At 64.5% G+C, this 21,408-nt stretch carries 18 protein-coding genes; 8 read left to right on the top strand and 10 right to left on the bottom strand.

The window, feature by feature from the left end; genetic code table 11:
- Window positions 1-7: 7 nt before the first annotated feature.
- Together AC07U1_RS15580 and AC07U1_RS15575 are read right to left on the bottom strand one after the other, a co-directional pair.
- A complete protein-coding gene (locus AC07U1_RS15580) occupies window positions 8-1,543 on the bottom strand; it encodes a class I adenylate-forming enzyme family protein (RefSeq protein WP_495178392.1) in 1,536 nt (511 codons plus the stop codon).
- Between the two features lie 59 nt (window positions 1,544-1,602).
- Entirely contained in the window at window positions 1,603-3,930 is a 2,328-nt protein-coding gene (locus AC07U1_RS15575; RefSeq protein ID WP_495197741.1) for a TonB-dependent receptor, read from the bottom strand.
- Between the two features lie 242 nt (window positions 3,931-4,172).
- On the opposite strand from AC07U1_RS15575, the gene AC07U1_RS15570 reads away from it, so the two are divergent.
- From AC07U1_RS15570 to AC07U1_RS15545, 6 genes are all read left to right on the top strand, one after another.
- The gene (locus AC07U1_RS15570; protein ID WP_495178394.1) at window positions 4,173-5,477 is read left to right on the top strand and encodes a cytochrome P450; all 1,305 of its coding nucleotides are present in this window, start codon (window positions 4,173-4,175) and stop codon (window positions 5,475-5,477) included.
- 6 nt (window positions 5,478-5,483) lie between these two features.
- The gene (dld, locus tag AC07U1_RS15565; protein WP_495178395.1) at window positions 5,484-7,184 is read left to right on the top strand and encodes a D-lactate dehydrogenase; all 1,701 of its coding nucleotides are present in this window, start codon (window positions 5,484-5,486) and stop codon (window positions 7,182-7,184) included.
- A gap of 485 nt (window positions 7,185-7,669) precedes the next feature.
- Window positions 7,670-7,831 (top strand): hypothetical protein, encoded by a 162-nt coding sequence (locus AC07U1_RS15560; RefSeq protein ID WP_156377640.1) that lies wholly within the window; start codon window positions 7,670-7,672, stop codon window positions 7,829-7,831.
- A 149-nt stretch (window positions 7,832-7,980) separates the two neighbouring features.
- Entirely contained in the window at window positions 7,981-8,295 is a 315-nt protein-coding gene (locus AC07U1_RS15555; RefSeq protein ID WP_495178396.1) for a hypothetical protein, read from the top strand.
- Window positions 8,296-8,436: 141 nt separating this feature from the next.
- Window positions 8,437-9,303, top strand: a complete 867-nt coding sequence (locus tag AC07U1_RS15550) for a hypothetical protein (protein WP_495178397.1) — start codon at window positions 8,437-8,439, stop codon at window positions 9,301-9,303.
- Entirely contained in the window at window positions 9,300-10,118 is an 819-nt protein-coding gene (locus AC07U1_RS15545) for a Stf0 family sulfotransferase (protein ID WP_495178398.1), read from the top strand. The genes AC07U1_RS15550 and AC07U1_RS15545 overlap by 4 nt, the downstream gene beginning before the upstream one ends.
- Window positions 10,119-10,129: 11 nt before the next feature.
- Here AC07U1_RS15545 and AC07U1_RS15540 read toward each other — a convergent pair whose 3' ends face one another.
- Genes AC07U1_RS15540 through AC07U1_RS15530 form a run of 3 tightly spaced genes read right to left on the bottom strand, consistent with a single transcriptional unit; the run spans window position 10,130 to window position 12,609 of the window.
- Window positions 10,130-10,405, bottom strand: coding sequence for a PqqD family protein (locus AC07U1_RS15540; RefSeq protein ID WP_056346462.1), 276 nt, complete (start codon window positions 10,403-10,405; stop codon window positions 10,130-10,132).
- Window positions 10,406-10,417: 12 nt separating this feature from the next.
- On the bottom strand, window positions 10,418-12,325 hold the full coding sequence (locus AC07U1_RS15535) for an asparagine synthetase B family protein (RefSeq protein WP_495178399.1): 1,908 nt from the start codon (window positions 12,323-12,325) through the stop codon (window positions 10,418-10,420).
- Window positions 12,322-12,609: a PqqD family protein gene (locus AC07U1_RS15530; RefSeq protein ID WP_056346457.1), complete on the bottom strand. Its 288-nt coding sequence runs from the start codon at window positions 12,607-12,609 to the stop codon at window positions 12,322-12,324. Before AC07U1_RS15530 ends, AC07U1_RS15535 begins: the two co-directional genes overlap by 4 nt.
- 52 nt (window positions 12,610-12,661) lie before the next feature.
- On the opposite strand from AC07U1_RS15530, the gene AC07U1_RS15525 reads away from it, so the two are divergent.
- Window positions 12,662-14,620 carry an acyltransferase family protein gene (locus tag AC07U1_RS15525; protein WP_495178400.1) on the top strand — a complete coding sequence of 653 codons (1,959 nt, stop codon included), beginning with the start codon at window positions 12,662-12,664 and terminating at the stop codon, window positions 14,618-14,620.
- On the opposite strand, the gene AC07U1_RS15520 is transcribed toward AC07U1_RS15525, so the two are convergent.
- Window positions 14,610-15,221, bottom strand: a complete 612-nt coding sequence (locus tag AC07U1_RS15520; protein ID WP_495197740.1) for a 2OG-Fe(II) oxygenase — start codon at window positions 15,219-15,221, stop codon at window positions 14,610-14,612. The two genes, AC07U1_RS15525 and AC07U1_RS15520, sit on opposite strands and share 11 nt — an antisense overlap.
- Window positions 15,222-15,321: 100 nt before the next feature.
- Between AC07U1_RS15520 and AC07U1_RS15515 the strand changes: the two genes are divergently transcribed.
- Window positions 15,322-16,413: a 50S ribosomal protein L11 methyltransferase gene (locus AC07U1_RS15515; RefSeq protein ID WP_495197739.1), complete on the top strand. Its 1,092-nt coding sequence runs from the start codon at window positions 15,322-15,324 to the stop codon at window positions 16,411-16,413.
- Here the strand turns inward: AC07U1_RS15515 and AC07U1_RS15510 are convergent.
- The 4 genes from AC07U1_RS15510 to AC07U1_RS15495 all read right to left on the bottom strand — a co-directional run bounded on the left by AC07U1_RS15510 (window position 16,361) and on the right by AC07U1_RS15495 (window position 21,407).
- Window positions 16,361-17,374: a lasso peptide biosynthesis B2 protein gene (locus tag AC07U1_RS15510; protein ID WP_495197738.1), complete on the bottom strand. Its 1,014-nt coding sequence runs from the start codon at window positions 17,372-17,374 to the stop codon at window positions 16,361-16,363. The genes AC07U1_RS15515 and AC07U1_RS15510 overlap by 53 nt on opposite strands.
- Before the next feature lie 664 nt (window positions 17,375-18,038).
- On the bottom strand, window positions 18,039-19,460 hold the full coding sequence (locus AC07U1_RS15505; protein WP_495178404.1) for a sodium:solute symporter family protein: 1,422 nt from the start codon (window positions 19,458-19,460) through the stop codon (window positions 18,039-18,041).
- A 52-nt stretch (window positions 19,461-19,512) separates the two neighbouring features.
- Window positions 19,513-20,685 (bottom strand): mandelate racemase/muconate lactonizing enzyme family protein, encoded by a 1,173-nt coding sequence (locus AC07U1_RS15500; RefSeq protein WP_495178405.1) that lies wholly within the window; start codon window positions 20,683-20,685, stop codon window positions 19,513-19,515.
- A 29-nt stretch (window positions 20,686-20,714) separates the two neighbouring features.
- Window positions 20,715-21,407, bottom strand: coding sequence for an SDR family NAD(P)-dependent oxidoreductase (locus AC07U1_RS15495; RefSeq protein WP_495178406.1), 693 nt, complete (start codon window positions 21,405-21,407; stop codon window positions 20,715-20,717).
- Between the last annotated feature and the right edge of the window lies 1 nt (window position 21,408).

Genomic DNA, 21,408 nt, shown 5'->3' with positions numbered 1-21,408 from the left:
CTCCCGTTCAGGCGGCGCGAAAACGATCGCGCAATTCGGTCTTGAGAATCTTGCCGACACCCGACAATGGCAGTTCGTCGACAAGCGAAAGCGATCGCGGCAGCTTGTAACCCGCGAGCGATGCCCGGCAATGATCCTGAATCCCGGCCAGATCGAGTTCGGCATCGGGCTTCGGTACGACGACCGCATGAACGCGCTCGCCCCAATTCGCGTCGGGCAAGCCGATGATCGCGAGCGCAGCTATTCCCGGATGGGTGGAAAGCACCGTCTCGACCTCCGCCGAATAGACATTCTCGCCCCCCGTCACGATCATGTCCTTCAGCCGGTCGACGATCGTGACATAGCCATCCGCATCCATCCGCCCGACATCGCCGGTGTGCATCCAGCCGTCGCGCAGCACCGCTGCGGTTTCCTCGGGTCGCCCCCAATAGCCGAGCATGACGTTGGGACCGCGAACGGCGACCTCGCCCGACACCCCTCGGGGGGCCTCGCTGCCATCGGGTGCAACGATCCGCACTTCGCAGATCGCCGTCGCGCGGCCGGCCGAACGGGCGCGGCCGTTCGCGAACGCCTCTGGACCATGGTCGGCAGGCGCGAGAAGGCAGCATGTCGGCGACAATTCGGTCATGCCATAGGCCTGGCAAAAGCTGGTCTGCGGAAATGCAGCGACGAGCCGGGCGAGCAATGCCTGGTCAATCGTCGATGCTCCATATCGGATCAGACGCACGCTGCCGGTATCGAAATCGGCGAAGCGCGGATGATCCACCAGCATCCGGAGCATGGTGGGGACAAGGAAGAGATCGGTCACCTTGTGCGTCTCGATCGCGTCGAGAACCTGCAAGGGATCGAAGACAGGCAGGAAGACGCAGGTCGCGCCCGCGAAGAGCGAGAGAAACAGTCCGGCGAGCCCGCCAATATGGAAAAGCGGCGCAGAGTGGAGAAAGACCTTGCCGGGCGTCGCCCCGGGCAAAGACAGGGTGGCCAATTGCGAGAAGGCGATGCCCGAATGGCTGAGCATCACACCCTTGGGTTTACCCGTCGTCCCCCCCGTATATATGATCGCGGCGAGATCCGCGCCGCGGCGAAGCGCATCGGGAACAGCATCAGCGACGTCGAGCCACGCATCGCGGCCCGCGACTCCATCGACAGTGGATGCACCGATCGACACGATGCAGCGCAGGTGCGGAGCGGCGGCGCGGATGTCCGGGATCAGCGCGTCGAAAAAGGGATCGGCGATGAGGACCGATGTTTCGCAATCGACGAGCGAGAAGGCAATCTCGGCGCTCGACCAGCGCGTGTTGACCGGGTTGATGACCCCGCCCGCCCAGAAGGTGCCGAGAAGATATTCGGCATAGTGGTTCCCGTTGCGGGCCAGAAGCGCCACCCGGTCGCCCGGCTCGACGCCCAGAGCCCGTATCGCGCCGGCGAAGCGCGCCGCCCGGTCACGCAGTTCCGCCCAGCTCAACCGCTCGTCGCCATCGACAAGCGCGATGGCATCCGGCGTTCGCTGTACCATTCTGTGCAGGCATTGAGTCAGATACATGGGACCGTCCGACAGGGAGAGAGGCGGCGCGGGGCGGCGCGCGCCGCGCCGCGCCGCAATCAGAAGCGGGCCTTTGCTTGCACGGCGATGACGCGGGGCTGGTCGACCTGAACCGTATAAGCGCCGGCGACGAGCGGAACGTTGAAACCGAAGCTCGGCACATATTCGTTGGTGAGATTCTTGCCGACCAAGGCCAGTTCCCAGCGTCCGTCGGCATCTCCGACACCAATGCGCAGGTCGTAGAGGGCGACCCCGCCCGTGATACGGTTCGGATCGCCGTCCGGCCCATATTCCTGGCTGGTCCGCGCCGAGACGCGGCCATCGGCTATTGCGACCAGGCCGCCGCCCACAGGCTGGCGCAGATTGACGAAGAGCGATCCCGACCAGTTCGGAGAATAGGCCAGCGTATGTCCGCTCAGATCCTGACCGCGCGATCCACCCGTCGTCACGCACCCCAGCGCCGCGGTCTGGTTCGCATAGCAAGGCGCATTGAGGTAGGAGACATAATAGGCATCGAGATAGGCCAGGTTGCCGCCGATGGTGACACCGTCGACGACCGCGAATTCCGCCTCGGCCTCGACGCCGCGACTCCGGGCCTTTGCGGCGTTACGAACCGTAAAGCCGACGCCATTGAAGGAACTCAGCTGAAGATCGTTGAAGGTGCTCGAAAAGGCGCTGACATTGAGGCGCCCCCGCCTGCCGAACAGGCTGGTCTTATAGCCAAGCTCGAAGGATTCGGCCGTCTCGGGCAGAAATTGATATGTGGCGTCGGAGAAGGTCGCGATTGATGAATCGAAGCCGCCTTGCTTGAAGCCGGTCCGGTAGCTTCCGTAGAGAAGACCGCCCTTGTACGGCTCCCACTCGATCGAGACCGAGGGCGTGAACTTGCTTTCGCCCGAGGAACGCTTCACGTCGAAAGGACGCTGCCCGAGGACCGCGGCGGCTGTGGCGAGCACGACCGGGTCGGTGCTGGGCGTCGTCCCCGTGCCCGGGGCCGGAACGACGCGGATGTTGTGGATGTTGCGATCCGAGGTCTGATAGCGTCCGCCTGCGGTGAGGCGGAAGCCGGGCGCGAACTCGAATGTGCCTTGGGCAAACACGCCCATCGTGGACTCGTCGCGATAGGTGGTCGTGCAGCCCCTGATCCTGGTCGTGCGTCCCAGCACCCCCAGGTCGAAGTCGCTGCAGGAATCGATCGAGTCGATCTGCATGTTCTGGAAGTAGATACCGCCGATATAGGTGAAGCGCTGGTTCGGATCGGATTCGATGCGCAATTCCTGGCTGAACTGCTTGGTCGACTGATTGAGGAACGTGTTGACGATCGGCAGCGGCGTCGCGTCGGCATCGATCTGCTCGCGCCATTTGCTATCGATATAGCCGGTTAGCGAGACGATCTTGGCAAAGTCGACATCGAGCGTTGCCCGGAAAGTTCCGATGACGGCGCGATCCTTTCCGCATTCGTCGCAGGCGTTCGGATTGCGACCGGCCGAGCGGAATCGACTCGCAGTAAAATCTTCATCGGCGTCGAGTGCGCGCACCTGTGCGACAAAGCTGTTCACATTGGCGAAACGCGTATCGACGAAGCCAATCTGTGCGGAGCGACCGAAGCTGGTCGCGCGGCTCGCCTGCACCGATGCGAAGAGTTCGAGATTGTCGGTCGGATTGGCAAGCAGGCTGAAGCGCCCGGAGATGCTCTTCTCCTCGGGCGCGCGTTTGTCGGTGTAGCTGTTGAAGAAGGCGCCGTCGGACGTCGACGCCTTGACCGCAAGGCGCGCAGCGACCCGGTCGCTCAACGGCCCGGTCACATAGCCCTCGAGCGAACGACGCGTTCCCCCGTCGATATCGACCAGGCCGACCGCCTGCCCCTCCAGGATAAAGCGCGGCTGGCCCGACGTGATGTTGATCGCGCCACCGATCGTGCTCTTGCCGAACAGCGTGCTCTGCGGCCCTTTCAGAATTTCGACCTGCTCCGTGTCGAGGAAGGCGAGACGCGACAGGCGGGCGACGCCCATCGAAATACCGTCCTGAAACAGGCCGACCGACTGTTCGAAGGCGGCGCTCGATCCCGAGCCCACGCCGCGGACGAACAATTGCTCGCTGAGCCCGCCGTAGCTGATGTGGAGTGTCGGAACCGACGTCGAAAGCGCTTCAAGCCCGGTGGTGCCCTGGTTGACAAGGGATTCGCCGCTCACCGCCTGCACCGACACCGGAACGTCCTGGAGGCTCTGCGCGCGCTTTTGCGCTGTGACGATGATTTCGGTCAGCGCAGGACCCTCCGATGCCGCGTCGGCTGCGTCGGCCGCGTCGGCGCCGGTTTGCTGCGCGTGAACAGTCGCCGGCGCAATGGCCCCCGCCGCCAGCGCCGCGAGCGCGCAGTGCGCGAGCATCCGCGCCCGACCTTGGTACAAACGCGGCGCTTGAATCAGCCCCTCGAGCATATCCCTCTCCCATGTTCGCCATGCTACGTCGGGTGACGCGCACAATCTAGCATCCTTGATTACTCGGAGTCGATGACATGTCAAGCATTGCGTAATCCATATTACGCGCTGTTTAATGTCAGTATATCTCAGACATGTTGACCAAGACCCGTATCAAGGATACCTGATATGAAATTATTGGGAGATGATTGATGCAAGAAGGGAGCGCCCTGCTCGATCCCTATGCGGGGCAAAAAACGACGCCGGGGCCGGTTCACGCGCCGCTGTTCGACGTCGACCTCAGGATCGACCTCAAGCGTCACGACCTCTATCTCGGCGGGACGCCTGCCGAGGATGTGCGTGCGCTACGCAAGGCCGCCCCCATATTCTGGCATCCCGAGGATGAGCAGAACGAGCCGGGTTTCTGGGTTTTAACGCGCCACGCCGATGTTCAGGCCGTGAGCAAGAATCCCGAACTCTTCTCTTCGGAGATCGGCGCGGGGGCCTTGCTGTCCTTCGACGAGAGCCGCCGCCAGCACCTCACGCCCGAGACGCTTGCCATCCGGCGTGCGAACATGGTCAACATGGACCCGCCCGACCATCGCACCTATCGCTCGCTCGTCATGCCCTATCTCGCCGGCCCGGCCAGCAAGCGCCTCGAGCCAGCGGTGACCGAGCGGATATCGGGACTGCTCGACACGATCCAGGCAGGCGAGAGTTTCGATCTGGTCTCAGAATTTTCTGCGGTCACGCCTGCGGCAACCATGTGCCACCTTCTCGGAGTGCCCGACGAGGATCGCGACATGGTGGTCGAATGGGGCGACAAACTCGCTGCGGTCGGCGACCCCGAACTTGCCGATGAAGTGGCGGCGACCCACGCCAAGGTCTATAAATATGGAATGGACCTGTTCGAGCGAAAGCGGACCGAGCCGAGCAACGACCTGCTCAGCGCAGCGCATGAAGCGCTCGCCAAGACCGACCGTCCTTTGCGCCCCTATTCGGTCGAAAGCCTCTTCTCGCTCATGATCGTGGCGGGCCACCGGACGACGCGCAACACGACCACCTCGGGACTGCTCGAACTCTACCGCCATCCGGATCAGCTCACGCGGCTGCGCGGAAAGCCCGAATTGATCGGCAATGCCATCGAAGAGATATTGCGTTATACGACGGTCGTGCCGCTATTCCGGCGGACCGCCACAGCCGATACCGAAATCGCGGGGCAGAAAATCGCAAAGGGTGAAAAGGTCGTGATGTGGTATTCGGCCGCCAACCGTGACGAGAGCGTTTTCCCCGATCCCGACCGGTTCGACATCGAGCGACCCGAGGCCCGCAAGCATCTGACTTTCGGGCACGGCGAGCATATGTGCGTGGGCAATATGGTGGCCCGCCTGCAGCTGCGCATCGCCATCGCGGCCTTCGTCAACCGCTTCGACACGCTCGAAGTCGTCGAGCCACCCGAGTATCTGCGCACCAACCAGGCGGTTTCGATCAAGCGGGTCATGGTGCGGGCCGGTTGAGACGCGATGGCGAACGCCGACCTCGCAAGGCGCCTGATTGAGATCGTCGGCCGACGATATGTCGTCACGCGCGCGGCGGCGATGCGGCGCTTCACCAAGGGGTATCGCTTCGGCGAAGGCACAGCCTTGGCGGCAGTGAGCCCCGGGACGCTCGTGGAACTCTGGCGCGTCCTCAGGACCTGCACCGACGCCGACGCGATCGTGATCATGCAAGCGGCCAATACCGGACTGACCGGGGGTTCGACGCCGTTCGGCGATTACGACCGGCCGGTGGTCCTTGTCAGCGCGCGAAGGCTGCGGACTGCCCATCTCATCGATGGCGGGCGCGAGGCCATCAGCCTGCCGGGCGCAACGCTCGACCAGCTCGAGCGGATACTGGCCCCGCTGGGCCGCGAGCCCCATTCGGTGATCGGCTCCTCCTGCCTCGGCGCATCGGTGATCGGGGGCATCTGCAACAATAGCGGCGGCGCACTCATCAAGCGCGGCCCCGCCTTCACGCGGCATGCCCTGTTCGCGAGGCGCGGCCCATCGGGTGAGCTCGAACTGGTCAATCACCTCGGCATCGAACTGCCCGCCGGCCCCGAGGACATGCTAGCCGCTCTCGAGGCGGGCCGCTTCGATCCCGGGGTGATCGTTGCGCCGCCGCCCGAAGCCGCGATCGACTATGAGAACCGGGTGCGGAGCGTCGACGAACCGACGCCTGCACGCTACAACGCCGACCCGTCCTTTCTGCACGAGGCATCGGGCAGCGCGGGACATCTCGCCGTGTTTGCGGTGCGGACGGACACCTTTCCCAGGGCGGAGAGCACGCAGGTCTTCTACATCGGCACCAACGATCCCGCTGACCTGACGAAGATCCGCCGCGACATTCTCTCAACCTTCGCCACGCTTCCAATCTCGGCCGAATATATGCACCGCGGCACTTTCGATCTTGCCGCGAGCCACGGCAAGGACATGTTCCTTGCTATACGGCTGCTGGGAACGCGCCGGCTGCCGCTCATCAACCGAATGAAAGAGTGGATCGACCGGGCAACGGCAAGCTTGCCCCTGATCCCGGCCAATCTCGCCGACCGGCTGCTCCATGCGATCGCCTCCCTCCTCCCGAACCATCTCCCGAAACGTCTTCGGCAGCTTCGCGACCGCTATGAGCATCATCTGCTGATCCGCACCGCGGACGAAACGACCGCCGAGATGGCAACATATCTCGGTAGCACGATCCCCGGCCTCGCCGCCGAATATCTGATCTGCTCGCCCGCCGAAGGCGAGGACGCTTTTCTCCATCGCTTCGTAGCGGCGGGTGCGGCCATCCGATATCGCGCACTCAATCCAAAAACCTCGGCGGGACTTGTCTCGCTCGATATTGCGCTTCCCCGTGATAAGCAGGACTGGGCCGAGACCTTGCCGCCGGAACTGGCAGGGCAAATCGCGCAAAGCCTGTCCTACGGACATTTTTTCTGTCACGTCTTCCACCAGGATTATGTCGCCATTGCGGGCTGCAACCTTGAAAGCCTGGAAGAGCAACTCCTTACTTTTCACAATGCTCGTGGTGCCAAATATCCCGCAGAGCACGGCGTCGGCCATCTCTACCATGCCGAGGAAACGCTCGAGAGGCATTTTCAAGAACTCGACCCCACCAACAGCTTTAATCCCGGAATCGGTCGGTTGACGCGCGGGAGGAATTGGTTGCGCCGGGCCAGTCCAGAATAGGTCGGTCCTTCTTTGCTCGCTACTGCAATCAGCATCTCGTCGGGTGTTCGAGGGAAGTAGCGTTGATGCTAATGGCCGTTCACGGACTGGCAGGTTTCGGGAAGGTGAATGGCTATAGCTGCCGTTTCCGCTCGCACCATCGAGGACCAGGCGCCGCTGACAAGGCCAACATCCAATGGCACAGATCGGCTCGTCAGACGATGCCGTCCAACACGCACCGTGGCAGCTTAGGGAGGGGCCCTGCGAGACGGAGCGCTCTTGGCGATGCGAAGGTAGACCGTGGTTCGATAGTCGCCAATTGGGGTTCGCCTGGGTCCTGAGACTGATGATGATGCAGAAAATTCTCTGAAGCACAGATCACGGTTCGGGGCAGCCGAACCGCAACCCCGAACAATCAACAATCGGTCATAGTTTGTAACTGGCGTAATCGCTTGTGCACCCGGCAATCCCCGCTTATGGTAACCGAGTTCACTAGGGGAAACGGCATGTCCAACAAAGAAACTGCAGACATTGTTCACAACACGAACGAAGTCTTGGCGAGTGCGAAGGAAGCGTGGATCAAGCCGGAAATCGCCGATTTTCAGCCGGTGACGGTTGCCCGCGGGATCAGCTACCGCATCGGCGACGGCATCAGCAACCTGAGCTGAGCCGCACCAAAGCCCTGGACAGGGGCTTTTGTTTTGACCGATCCCGCCTGCTCGCAGGCCTTTCGTGATCGAACGGCGATCGCATGCTCTTATGAATTCGGCGGCCTGCGCTTGTCGTCGTCGTTCGTCTGCATTTTCTGGCAGCGCTGATGGCCGAGACCGCTCGCGCCGTCGCCGATATCCATATCGAGCCGTCGTTCGATGTCCTGCGCGACGGGCGCTGGGCCCATCAGTCGGTCGGCCACCGCTTGTGCGCGAGGCAAGGCTCGCTTATGCTGATTGAGGGCAACAGAGGAAACGACATGGCCGATAAGGAAATCGCAGATACTCTTCACGACGCGGACGATGGGGTGGCTGGCGCCCGGGAAGTGTGGATCAAACCCGAAATCCTCGATTTTCAGCCGGTGACGGTTGCGCGCGGGATCAGCTACCGCATCGGCGACGGCTTCAGCAACCTGAGCTGATCCGCCCCAACGCGACGGATTGGGGACTGTATTTTGACCGATCCCGCCTGCTCGCGGGCCGTTCGTGATAGACCGGCGGCTGTATGCTCTTATGAATTCGGCGGCCTGCGCTTGTCGTCGTCATTCCCCCTGCCTTTTCTGGTGACGTTGCCTGCCACCAACACTCGCGCCGTCGCCGACATCCATATCGAACTGTCGTTCGACGACCTGCCCGACGGGTCCCTGGTCCATCAGTCGGTCGGCCGCTATGGTCTGGCGCTCCATTCCTTCGGGTCGGACTGGATTTTCCGCCATCGGGCGACAGGCGTCCGTGTCGATGCGACGGGGCGGCGGCTGGTCTGTCATTGTCCGCAACCCTCGGATCTGTCGCTGCTTGCCGAAATCCTGGTGCGCCGTATCTTCCCCAAACTTTGCTATTTGCACGGCCGCCTGCCCATTCACGCGGCGACCCTGGGCGACGACGCCGGTGCCTTGCTGTTGCTTGGAGCCTCCAGCTCGGGCAAATCGACGACGACCGCGGCCCTCGCGCGCAATCTGGGCTGGCGGATTTTCAGCGACGACATGTCGATCCTCGACGATGGCGACCGTCCGCTGGCGCTTGGCGGCGTGCCCGGCGTGTCGCTGTGGCAGGATGCGGTTGACGGGCTGGATATTTCCGCCGCGCATCTGTCGCCGATGGCGGGATATGAAGGAAAATATGCCTATCGTCCTGCGGCGGGTCCGTCGGCTCCCCTGCCGCTGAACGCCATCATTCTCCTGTCGGCGGCAACCGACGACAGCGCGATCCGGCTGGAACCGCTGGCGGGGCCTGAGGTGCTGGTGATGATCTGCTCGCAGATCGTCCCGTTCAATCCGCGCGACCCCGTCGAAAACGCCGACCTGATGCGCCGCTTCAATCGGGTCGCGACGGACGTGCCCGTCTTTGCCCTGTCCTACCCCCGGACCTATGCCATGCTGCCCGCCGTCGTCGACACGGTCGCGCCGCTGATCGATCGGCGGGCGGCGTGACCCAATATGACCTTTCGCTGGCCGCGGCCGACTATGCGCCATGGGCCGGTGCGCCGCGCAAAAGCCTGATCATCGCCAGCCATCCGCGATCGGGCAGCACGCTGCTCGGCGAAGCCATCGCCTTTGCCGGCGGGCTGGGATGCCCGCTCGAATATCTGCATCGCGGATTTCGTCCCACCCTCGCCGAACGGTGGCAGACGCCCGATCTCGATCGCTACGTCGCCGCGATGCACCGCCACCGCACCGACGCCAATGGCACCTTGTCGATCAAAATGTTCTGGCAGGATATCGCCGAACTTGTTCTGGAAACGCAGCCGGATCACGACCCGGCGCGACTGGAACGCCCCGCCGACGCGGTCCCGGCGGAGGATTATCGCGCGATGGCGGCGATGCTGACGGCCATCCTGCCCAATCCGCACTATGTCTATCTCTATCGCCGCGACGGCCTGCGTCAGGCGGTGTCGTCGCTGGTCGCCACGCAGACCGGTATATGGCGCGTGATCGACGGATCGCAGGCCAGGTCTGCCTCGGGGCAGGCCGCCTATGATTATGATCGCATCATGGACCTGCTCGCCTTCGGCGCGTTCAGCCATGGCCACTGGCGCGGCTTCTTCGCCGCCAATGGCATCGCGCCGCGAATGATCGCCTATGAGGATATGGTCGCCGATCCCGAAGGCGTCATCGGTGCGCTGCTGGTCGATCTGGGGGCGACGAACCCCGTGCCCCTGCCACAGCGGATGCGGCGCCAGTCGAACGGCACCAGCGACGCCCTGATGCTGCAATTCCTCCAGGACCACGCCGCCCGAACGGCATGACGCGCCGCCGGTCAGTTGACCGTCAACAGCCCCTTCGCCTGCATCGCGCTCACGAATTCGACCACGTCCGCCTGCCCGTCGGCGGCATCCATTTCGAACCGGTCGCCCAGATGGCGGCACAGGGTCGCCAAGTCCTTGGGTGTATCGAGCAGGTCCCAGATGCGCGACGCGCTATGATTCAGCCGAAAGAAATGGCCGCTCTCGATGCTCATGATGACGACCTCGCCATCGACTTCCGACGACACCATCGTATCGACACGCGCCACCACGCTGGTTTCTGTCATCATCGGGATCGTCCTTCATTCGTCGCGTTCATTTTCGAACGCATATTCAAGCCACATGTCGGTCGCAACCATGTTCCAGACCGCCGCATAGGCCGACACGGGCGGCGCGCCGCCGCCCGCCCCGCGCCAGACGAGATGTTCGGCCTGGATTTGCTCGAGAACAGCCGCATCGACCCATCCGTTGCGGACCCCATGCATATCGCGAAAGGGGCGCTTTTCCAGTCTTTCCGTCACCGCGTCGATGATCGGGGCCGAAATATTGGCCTTGTCGGTCCGCTGCCGGATCCTTTCGGGCAGGGCGTCGCGCATCGCTTCGCGCAGCAGATATTTCTTGCTGTCGCCGCGCCGCAACATGTCGCCCGCCGCGCCCATCAGGAAACGCGTCAGCCGCAGATCGTGAAAGGGATGGCGAAACTCGATGCCCCGGCTCGCGGCATAGCTGAATACATTGTCCATGTTGATGTGCCGCCGCGCCAGCGAATAGACGCGATAGCGCTGGGTCTGCGAGAAGGAGCCGAGCGCCGGCGGGCGCGGCGCGTCGGCCCAGCGATCCGCAAGGTCGATCCGGCGGGCCCAGTCGGGCGAAAGCCATGGCGGCGTGTCTTGGGAAAAATCGAGATGCGGGCGCAACAGCCGTTCGCGCCGCGATCGTGACACCAACGGTCCTACCGCACCGGCCAATATCGCCCGCGCCGCGCGCACCGGCCGGCCCCATCCCGCGCCGGCGGCCCCGGCTTCGCTTGCCAGGCCGCCCCATCTTCCGCGCCGGAACAGGTCGGGCCAGTGCGCGCGCGATCCGGCCAGCCAGTCGTCGCCGCCCTCGCCCGTCAGGGCGACGCGCAGACCGCGATCGTTCAGATGGCGGCACACCGACTCGACCGTCCCCGCCGTGTTGGGGCGCAGCGGCAGGTGCAGCGTCTGCGCGCACCATGTCGCTGCCTTCATCGCATCGAACGGTGCCCCTTCGACCATGGTCGATCGAATCCCGCATTGCGCCTCGACCTCGGCGATCCATTCGCCTTCGTCACAGATTTCGCCGGGGTAGCGCGCCGATACCGCCTCGACCATCGCCCCGATACGCCCGTCGCGGACGAGCTGGTCGATGCGGCAGACGACCGCCGATGAATCGAGGCCGCCCGACAATTGCGCCGCGACCGGTCGCTCCGACCGCGTCGTCGCGATCAGCGCCTGGTCGAACAGCGTGCGAAACTGTTCGACATGTTCCGATTCGGACAAGTCCATATGGTCCGCGAACGGCCCCGCGTTCCAGCACCAGCTCCGCACCCTGCCATCGTCGACCCAAAGCGCATGTCCCGGCGGCAGGCGGTATATGCCGTCCCACAAAGTCTCCGTATCGGTCACGAAACGCGCCGCCAGATGCTCGCCGAGCGCGCCTTCGTTCAGGCGCTTCGGCAAGCCGAGCCCGCGGATCAGCGTCGACGGCTCGCTCGCAAAGGCGAAAAAACCGTCCTGCCGCGTCCACAAAAAGGGGCGCATCCCGACCGGCGAACGCGCCGCGAACAGGCGGCGCGTGCCCGGTTGCCAGATCGCCAGCGCATAGTCGCCGACCAGCCGTTGCGGCAGTTCGTCGCCGAAACGGCCATGCGCGGCCAGTACGATGACGCAATCGGGTGCCGCCGCACCGGGATCGGCGGGCCCCAGCGCCTCGCGCAACGCGTCGCGATTATCGAGGCGCCCGTCGAACAGGATCACCGCGCCCGACGCGCGATCGGCGTGCGGCTGCGCTTCGGTCGTCGCCTCGGGGGTGGTGTGCAGCGCAAAGCGGACGAAACCCGCAGGGCCGTCGTGCCAGCGGCCGACGCCATCGATCCCGAGGTGCGGGGTGGCGGCGGCCAGGCGGTCCAGCATGTCCGCCGTGACCGGCCGGCCGCCGACAAAGACCAGCCCGGCGATACCGCTCATGCGCGAACGACGATCAGGCCGCTTGCCGTCGCGCTGTCCAGAAAATCGGCGACATCGGCCGCGAGGACGCCCTCCGGCGCTTCATAGGATGACGCCAGCGCCGCGACGATCTGCGTGCGGTTCGCGCCGTCCGCGATCATCCGCCACATTTCCGACGCCTGTTTGTTGAGCGAGTGATAGCTGCCCCGGTCCTGGTCGAACAACAGGATCGGGCCGCCATTGTCGGTCCACACCATTGCCTTGCTCGGGGCGAAACGCCGCTCATCTCCGTCCACGTCATGCATCCCCGGTCTGGCATTCGGCCGACATCTTGTCGGAATTGACCTGACGATAACAGTGCGCGACAAGTCCGCCAATCCTGTCCGCTCGATCCCCGGCATCTTCTTGGAGCGAAACCCTATCGCGCGGACCACCGAATATCGTGCCGATATCGACGGCCTGCGCGGGATCGCGATACTGGCGGTGGTCGCCTGCCACATCAACCTGCCCTTCGCCGCCGGGGGATTTGTCGGCGTCGACATTTTCTTCGTCATTTCGGGTTTTCTGATCACGCGGCTGCTCGCGGACGAATATGATGCGCACGGACGGATCGGCCTCGCCGATTTCTACGCGCGGCGCGTCCGGCGCCTGCTGCCCGCGCTGCTGCTGGTGGTCGCCGCGACGCTGGTGGCCGGCTTCCTCTGGCTGCTGCCCGACGAACAGGTCGCGCTCGCCCGATCGGCGATCATGGCGCTGCTCTTTGCCGCCAATATCCATTTCTGGACCGTCGGGACCGGCTATTTCGAGCCCGCCAGCACACTGCTCCCGCTCCAGCATCTCTGGACGCTCGGCGTGGAGGAACAATTCTACCTGCTCTGGCCGCTGGCGTTCGCCGGCACCGCAGCGCTGGCACGACGGCGAAACCGGCCTGTCCTTCCCGCGCTGCGCCTTGTCCTCATCGCCGCCGTCGCGGCCTCGCTGGCCCTCGCGATCGTGCAGGGTCCTTCGCGCGCGGCCTTCTTCCTGCTGCCCGCCCGCGCCTGGGAGCTCGGCGCCGGTTGCCTGCTCGCCATGGCCCCGCCGCTATCGGCCGCGCGCGCGCGCTGGCTCGCCCCGCTCGGGGTCACGGCGATCCTCCTCGCCATCCTCGTCTATGACGCCAACACCCCCTTTCCCTCCTTCCGTGCCGCCCTGCCTGTCGTCGGCAGTGTCGCGCTGATCGCCGCCGGCGGCGCCGACCCGCGCGGGGCCGTGCCGCGATTGCTGTCGCAGCGCTGGATCGCCGGTCTCGGCAAGGTCTCCTACGGCTGGTATATGTGGCACTGGCCGCTGCTGGCCTTCGCCCGCATCCAATGGGGCGGCGGCTTCCATGTCGTGCGCGACACCGGCCTCGTCCTGCTCGCCCTGCTGCTCGCCATCATCATGTACCACCGGGTCGAAATGCCGATCCGCGAGCGGCGCGTGGCGGGGTTTGGCGACACCACCCGCTCGCTCGCAAGCGGCGGTGCGCTGCTCGTCGCGGGCCTTGCGCTCGCTGCGGCGCTGTGGGTCTGGGCCGCCCGGCCGAGCCCGGCGGGATCGCTGATGGCGCAATATCGGACGGCGCGCAGCGGCGCGGTGCGCGACTTTCCCTTTTGCAACGATCCCGCGCCCTGCGCGTCGGGCGCTCCGGCAGGTGGGCCGGCGCTGTTGCTATGGGGCGATTCGCATGCCGCCCAGCTCGGCCACGCGCTCGACCTCGCGGGCAGGCAGGCGGGCATCCACATCCTGACGCGGACCGAAGGGGGCTGCGCGCCGGGCGGTTCGCCCCTTGGTGTCCGCCGGGGCGATCCGCGCTGGATGGCGTGCGCGGCGTTCGAACATCGGGTCCGCGCCGAACTGGCCGGTCTTCGGGGCCATCGCAATCTGCGCACCCTGCTGTTCGCGGGCGGCTGGGACGCCCGGCAGGCTGGATGGGAGCGGCAGCTCGCCGCCGACGTCGACGCCGCGCGGCGCCTGGGCCTGCGCGTGATCATCGCGCGCGACGTGCCCCTGCACAGCCGCGACGTCCTGCGCTGCACGGTCCGCCGAGGCGCCGACAGCTGCGCCGAGCCGCGCGCCGCGATCGAGCGCCGTGCCGCCGCGGTCGATCGTGCCCTCGACGAAATCGCGACCCAGCGCCCCGATGTGCGCCTCTGGTCGCCGCTCGACCGCCTGTGTCCGCACGACCGCTGCCCCGCCGCCATCGACGGGCGGCTGCTTTATCGCAATCAGGGGCATCTGACCCTCGACGGGTCGGCCTATCTGGCGCCGGCGCTGCGGCCCGTCATCGGCTGAGCCAGCCCCCGAACACCCGGCGCGGTCCGCCGCCGGTCAGCGGGGTGACGCGGTGGTGCAGCCGCGGGCCGATACGAAACAGCGTCATCGTCCCGGCGGGTCGGGCATCCTGCCGGAACAGCGTGCGGTCCGAACCCTTTTCGCGAATCTCGAAACTGCCGCCTTCACAGGGCGCATCGCTCAGGTGAACCGTCACCGCCAGCCGGCGCAATCCGCCGTCGTTCAGATCGTCGTGCCAGTCGAGCCCCTGCTGCGTCCCGGGCGCCATTTCGCCGATCAGGCCGGTCACATGATGCAGCGTTTCGCAGCCGGCGATCGCCTGCGCCCAAAGGAGGAAGCTTGGCCGCTCGAGCAGGAAGCGCAGCAGCCGCCCCGCCTTGTCGCCCCCTTCATATGTCCGCTCCCCCACGCGCGCTATGGTTTCGGGCAGGAAGTCGGCGGCCCGGCACAGTTGCAGCAGCGTGTCGAGCAGCCCGTCGTCCCACGCCGGCCGGAACGACACCGCGCCATCGCGCAGCAGCGCCGCGCGCATATCGGCGATCGTCGCGTCGCTCTCGTCGACCTCGGTTCGCGCGATGCCGATCCGGAGCGGACATACCAAGCTGGGTTCCACCATGACCGGCTCTTCTTCCCGACAACCGTCCCGGCGTAAAGCCGCAACTTTTGCTGGTGGCGATGCCGCGTCCCGATATATTGCGCCGATGAACAAAGATGATCGATTGCACGGGTTTGAAGCCCTCGTCCGCCAGGCCAACGGCAACGCCCCCGCGCTCGCCGCCCTTTCCCTGTTGTTCAGCAGCGACGGCTGGAAATCGCGTGCGGGCGAAATCGCGGCGCAGGTGCTGGCTTTGCCCGACGGCGATGTGGCGGCGCGCACGATCGCACGCCACGTCATCACGACCGACGTGCCGCAATGGCATTTCGTCATCGTCGCCGATCTGGCGCGCAACCTTGCCTATGACCAGGCGCTGCAACGCGCGGTGACGCCGGGCAGCCGGGTGCTCGAAATCGGGACGGGCAGCGGATTGCTCGCGATGATGGCGGCCCGCGCCGGGGCGGCGCATGTCTATACCTGCGAAATGGAACCGGCGGTGGCGATGACCGCGCGCGAAATCGTCGCGCGCAACGGATTTGCCGACCGAATCACCGTGATCGACAAACATTCGAAGGATGTCGATGTCGGCGAGCTGGGCGGCCCGGTCGATATCCTCGTCTCCGAAATCGTCAGCAATGAAATGCTCGGCGAGGGGGTGCTCCCCGCGATGGAAGATGCCATTGCGCGCCTCGTCAAGCCGGGCGGGATCATCATTCCGGCACAGGGCACGATCCGCGTCGCGCTCGCGCATCTCGCCGATTTCCCCAAGACGATCGGTACAGTGTCGGGCTTCAACCTGTCGGCCTTCGACGACCTGCGCGAACCCAATTTCCGTATCCCCACCAATCGCCGCGGCCTGACGCTGGCGAGCGATGCCGTCGACCTGTTCGCATTCGATTTCACCTCGACCGCCCCATGGAGCGGCGACCGCGCGCAGGCGACGCTGCGCGCGACAGGACAACCGGCCAACGGCCTGGTCCAGTGGATCACGCTCGATATGGACGGCGTCACCGCTTATGAAAACCGGCCGTCGACCGAAGCGCCGCCCTCGGCCTGGGCGGCGGTGTTCCACGCCTTCGAAACCATGCTCGACCCGCAGGACGGACAGGTCATTTCCGTCCTCGGCCAGCACGACATGGCGAATGTCAGGCTGTGGATCGATCCGCCGGTGCCAGCGGAAACCGCGCCAGCTCGGTAAATTCGTCGATCCCGTTGCAACCGACGACGTCGACATCCCCGGCGCGCACCCACACATGCGCGACCATGCCTTCGTCGGCGCGGTTGGCCACGCCATAATGGAGGGTGGTCGGCACATGCCGGCGCGTCAGCAACCATTGCGCGGCGAAGCCCTGCTCGAAACATTGCGCGCGCCAGGGAACGCGCCGGGCCGCCGCCCAGATCGCCCAGCGGATCGCCGCGATCAGTTCCTCTTGCTGCGCCGGGGCCGCATGGGGCGCGTCCGGATGCCGCGTCCGCGCGGCGATGGCGCGAAAGGGGAAAAAGCGGCGCAGCAAGGCGACAAGGGCGAGCATCAGCGTCGCCATGACCAGCAATTTCTGCCTTTCGAACGGCAAGCGCGCGAAGCCGGTCACCGGTGCGACCGTGGCGCAGCATCCGCTGATCGCACTGCGACTGCGGCCCCAAGGGATAAGTAGCCCCTCATGGCAGCGTCCGACGGGAGCGGGGGCAGCGCATGGCGCGGTTTTAATACCGAACTCAGTCGGCACAAGAGTTTGATCGCTACGAAGCAGCCCGTGGCCCAATTTGCCTTCAGGAACCGAGGAAACACCGTTCGGGTCAATTCGGATCCTAGGGTTCCAGCGAGGCTCGGTCCTCACGGTGCATCGCACAGCTTTTTGCGATTTCTTGGCGCCAATTCTCGCATTTTCAATCATGTTCGTGTTTTGATGCCGCATTTCAGCGGCATCGGAGATGGCCCGCCATGCTTCCGGGCTTCCGGCTTTTAGCGTCCGAACGCCACCTTCCCATATTGACGGCTCCGCGGTGATCTGCTCGGCATTGCGTGCGGCGATATTGCGATGCTTTTCGATGCGCTCGTCTTCGAACTCACGCCCATCCATGCTCGATGCGGCGGCGCCGATCCTGTCCAGCGGTTCGAGGGCGATGTCTTGCGCTTCGAGCGAGCGATGCGCTTCCAATCGGTGCAGGCCCACATGCCGGGGCCCCGCCTCTAGTTGGCCGCTTGTTCCAAGCCTCCGTAGCCCGTTCGCTGACGCATTGGCCGATGAGACTGGCTCCCCGTTCGGAGATATAGACCTTGCCGTGCAATCGCTCGAGATGCTTCAAACACGGATTGGAAGGTGCACCGAGGTTTCGAAGTTCGTCCGAATTGGTAGTGCCCATCGAGATGTCGCACAGGATCTATGCCGCTTCAGGGAGCCGCGACCCAAAAGTTGCTCAACGGCGCCCGAACCCCAAAAGGCGACTGCGCATCGCGGCCGTACGGGGGCAGAACAGGGGAAGGAAAGCGATGTTCGACGAGGAGGGCAATCGTGACGACGTCATTTCTCACCCGAGATGCGTTGGCTCGCGCGCAGCGGGATCGATATCTGCTTTCAAAGAAAGACCGAGACGATCTCAATGCCTAGCCATCACGATCCTTCAACAAAGGTTGAGAAGTTTCAGCGGCGCCGGCGCCTGAACGGCAGCTTTCAGGCCTCAATTGGCTACGATTCGAACGGCCGACAATTATCAGCATATTGCGGATCTCCGAATATTTGAGTGGAAATGATCAAGAGCTAGGTTTCACCTCTTCCGAATCTCGATCACCCCTATAGCGGGCAAGCAGACTTGGACGCCCTTTCATCGCGGGTCCGCGTTTCCTGACTCAGCGGCAGTCCCTGGCATGGCAGGCGGCCCGCCGCGGACCAGTCTTTCCATGATGATGACGACGAGCGGCACGACGAGCGAGATATAGATGTTGTCGATGCCATAGGGGTTATCGAGCATGTACCAGATCGTCGTCAGGATCGCCGAACCGGCGAGCGCCAGTGTCGCCCCGCGCGAGCTGGCGTAAAAGGGCAAGGTGAAGCCGATCACCGCGACGATCGAGATCGAAAGGCGTAGCGCGCGGGTGAAGAAGCTGAGCTTCAAAACCTCGGGCACGAACAGCGCGAAGATCAGCGGCACGAAGGCGATGACAATCGCGGCGATGCGGGTCATCCGGAACTGCTGGGCTTCGCTGGGATTGCGATAGGGCACATAGAAATCGCGGATCACGAGCGAAGCGATCGCGAGCGCGACGGTGCTGACGCTGACGAAGATCGACGCGACCAGCGACACGGTGACGAGCGCCGCTGCCCAGGTCGGCATGATTTCGAGGAACATCGGCAGCGCATAAAGGCTGTCGAGGTCGGGGCGGAGGTAGCGCGCCGCGACGCCGATCGCGGCGAGCGCAAAGCCGATCGGGAAGCAGAAGAGCGCGGCCCATAGAGCCGCCTTGCTCGCGTCGGCCGGGCTCTTCGTCGAGGAGATCGCCTGGATGATATATTGGGTCGAGAAGATCGCGCCGATCGTCGAGATCGTCCAGGCCGCGATCGTCGCGAAGCCGATCGTCCCGTCCCAGGTGAAATAATGCGCGGGAAGCGCCGCTTGCATGGGAACAAAGCCCTTGGTCGCCATCAAGGCCACCGCCGCGATGATCGCGATGCCGATCAGCTTGATCGCGCTGTGCAGCAGCGTCACATAGGCAATGCCCTTCAGTCCGCCGAAGAAATAATAGAAGGTGCTGACAACCGCGATGATCGCCATCGCCGGCAACAGGCCGATCTTCATCACCTCCTGAATGGCCGCCGCGCCGCTGATGTAATTGCCGACGTTCACCAGCAGCAGCGCATAGATCATGATCAGCGAGACGACGGTCATCGTTTTGCGGTCATATTTCTTCTCGATCGCCGCCGAGATCGTATATTCGCCCGACCCATAAATCTTCTTGGCAAAGAAGAGGCCGAAAAGCAGGAAGCCGATCGAGGCGCCGAGCACCGACCAGGTTGCCGCCATGCCCGAGTTGAACGCCTCCTGCGCGGTGCCGACTGTCGACTTGGCGCCGATGAACTCGGACATCAGGAGGACACCGACAACGATCGCCGGGAGCGCCCTTGAACCGACCATATAATCGGCATTGCTCTTGCTTCGCAGCCGATAGGTCAGCCAGCTGGTGAAAGCGATGTAGAGGACGACCGCGCCCATGATGACGATGGTTGCCGACGGCGCAAAATTACCCATTTCTCTCTCCCGTCCCGCCATTCAGCCGTACGTGCGGCGGCGGTAACCCAAATTATTCAGCGAGTTCGCGCATCACCTTGATGAGGTCGCTTTTGCCTTCGAAACCGATGCCCGGAAGGTCCGGCATCACGATATGACCGTCCTCGACCTTCACCGTGTCGGGGAAGCCGCCATAGGGCTGGAACAGGTCGGGGTAGCTCTCGTTTCCGCCGAGCCCCAGGCCCGCCGCAATATTCAGTGACATCTGGTGACCGCCGTGCGGGATGCAGCGCGACGGCGACCAGCCGCATTCGGCGAGCGCGTCGAGGGTGCGCAGATATTCGACCAGGCCGTAGGAGAGCGCGCAGTCCATCTGCAGATAGTCGCGGTCGGGGCGCATGCCGCCGTAGCGCAGCAGGTTGCGCGCATCCTGATGGCTGAAGAGATTTTCGCCCGTCGCCATCGAGCCTGGATAGAATTCGGCAAGCGCCGCTTGCAGCTTGTAATCGAGCGGATCGCCCGCCTCTTCGTACCAGAAGAGCGGATAGTCGCGTAGCGCCTTGGCATATTCGATCGCGGTCAGCGTGTCGAAGCGGCCATTGGCGTCGACCGCGAGCTGCGCGTCGCCCTCGATTTCGTGGAGCACGGATTCGATCCGCCGACGATCGATCGCGAGGCTCTCGCCGCCGATCTTCATCTTCACGACATTATAGCCGCGATCGATGTAGCCACGCATCTCGGCGCGCAGCGCGTCGTCGTCCTTGCCCGGATAATAGTAGCCGCCGGCCGCATAGACGAAGACGCGCGGGTTCGCCTCGCGGCCCTTCATGTCGGCAAGCAGGCGGAAGAGCGGCTTCTCCGCGATCTTCGCGACCGCATCCCATACCGCCATATCGATCGTCCCGACCGCGACCGAGCGTTCGCCATGACCGCCCGGCTTCTCGTTGGTCATCAGCGTCTTCCAGATCTTGTCCGGATCGAAATTCTCGCCCGTCGTATCGAGCAGACTTGCATGCTCGGCTTCGATCAGCCGATCGCGGAAGCGCTCGCGAATGAGACCGCCCTGCCCGTAACGGCCGTTGGAATTGAAACCGTAGCCGACGACACGGCGGCCGTCGCGAACGACATTGGTCACCACCGCGACGAGGCTCGCCGTCATCTTGGAAAAGTCGATATAGGCGTTGCGGATCGGAGACGAGATAGGCTTGGTCACTTCGACGATGTCGATGATCTGGGGCTGGGTCACTTTTTGTACCTTGGAGCTGATGGCGAGCGTCAGAGCGACGCGCCGCCACAGATGAGAATATCCTGGCCGGTGATCGCGCCGGCCTCGTCGCCAAGCAGGAACGCAACCGTGGCTGCGACCTCGGCGGGTTCGATGTAGCGGCCTATCGGCGGCAGTATGGGCGGAACGCCGGCCCGGTCGCCCCGCGTCAGAAACGGTGTTGCCGTCGCGGCGGGCGAGACGATGTTGGCGGTGATGCCGCGCGGCGCGAGCTCGATCGCGAAGGATCGCACCAGCCCGGTCAGCGCCGCCTTGGTCGCGGCATATTGCGCCTTGCCCTTTGCGCCGCGGCTGGTGCGGCTGCCGATCGCAACGATCCGTGCACCCGCGCCCATGCCCGGTGTCAGGTTTTGGACAAGAAGCGCGAGCGCACGGACATGCACGGCGTACATGAGTTCGCCGACGGCGGGATCGAATTCCTCGATGCCCCCGGTGGTCATGAACCCCGCGGCATGAACAATGGCGCCGACCGGACCGAGGCTGGCGGAGAGACCCGCCAGCGCCGCCATGTCGGCCAGATCGACGACCTCGAACCGCACGCCATCGGCAGGCTCGGCAGGCTCGGCCGGCGTCCGGTCGAGCCCGATCACCGACCAGCCATCGCGGACGAGGCGCTGCGTTATCGCCGCCCCTATGCCCGAGGCGGCGCCGGTGACGACCGCGATGCGAGGGTCGGATGTCATG

It is taken from the genome of Sphingopyxis sp. GW821-FHT02C12, from assembly GCF_059421785.1.
Note: the sequence above shows the minus strand (reverse complement) of the source record. Positions and strands in the feature narration are given on the sequence as shown.

Coding starts and splice junctions, on each gene's coding strand:
- AC07U1_RS15580 (WP_495178392.1), bottom strand. CDS start 1,543: ATGTATCTGACTCAATGCCTGCACAGAATGGTACAGCGAACGCCGGAT.
- AC07U1_RS15575 (WP_495197741.1), bottom strand. CDS start 3,930: ATGCTCGCGCACTGCGCGCTCGCGGCGCTGGCGGCGGGGGCCATTGCG.
- AC07U1_RS15570 (WP_495178394.1), top strand. CDS start 4,173: ATGCAAGAAGGGAGCGCCCTGCTCGATCCCTATGCGGGGCAAAAAACG.
- dld (WP_495178395.1), top strand. CDS start 5,484: ATGGCGAACGCCGACCTCGCAAGGCGCCTGATTGAGATCGTCGGCCGA.
- AC07U1_RS15560 (WP_156377640.1), top strand. CDS start 7,670: ATGTCCAACAAAGAAACTGCAGACATTGTTCACAACACGAACGAAGTC.
- AC07U1_RS15555 (WP_495178396.1), top strand. CDS start 7,981: ATGGCCGAGACCGCTCGCGCCGTCGCCGATATCCATATCGAGCCGTCG.
- AC07U1_RS15540 (WP_056346462.1), bottom strand. CDS start 10,405: ATGATGACAGAAACCAGCGTGGTGGCGCGTGTCGATACGATGGTGTCG.
- AC07U1_RS15535 (WP_495178399.1), bottom strand. CDS start 12,325: ATGAGCGGTATCGCCGGGCTGGTCTTTGTCGGCGGCCGGCCGGTCACG.
- AC07U1_RS15530 (WP_056346457.1), bottom strand. CDS start 12,609: ATGCATGACGTGGACGGAGATGAGCGGCGTTTCGCCCCGAGCAAGGCA.
- AC07U1_RS15515 (WP_495197739.1), top strand. CDS start 15,322: ATGAACAAAGATGATCGATTGCACGGGTTTGAAGCCCTCGTCCGCCAG.
- AC07U1_RS15505 (WP_495178404.1), bottom strand. CDS start 19,460: ATGGGTAATTTTGCGCCGTCGGCAACCATCGTCATCATGGGCGCGGTC.
- AC07U1_RS15495 (WP_495178406.1), bottom strand. CDS start 21,407: ATGACATCCGACCCTCGCATCGCGGTCGTCACCGGCGCCGCCTCGGGC.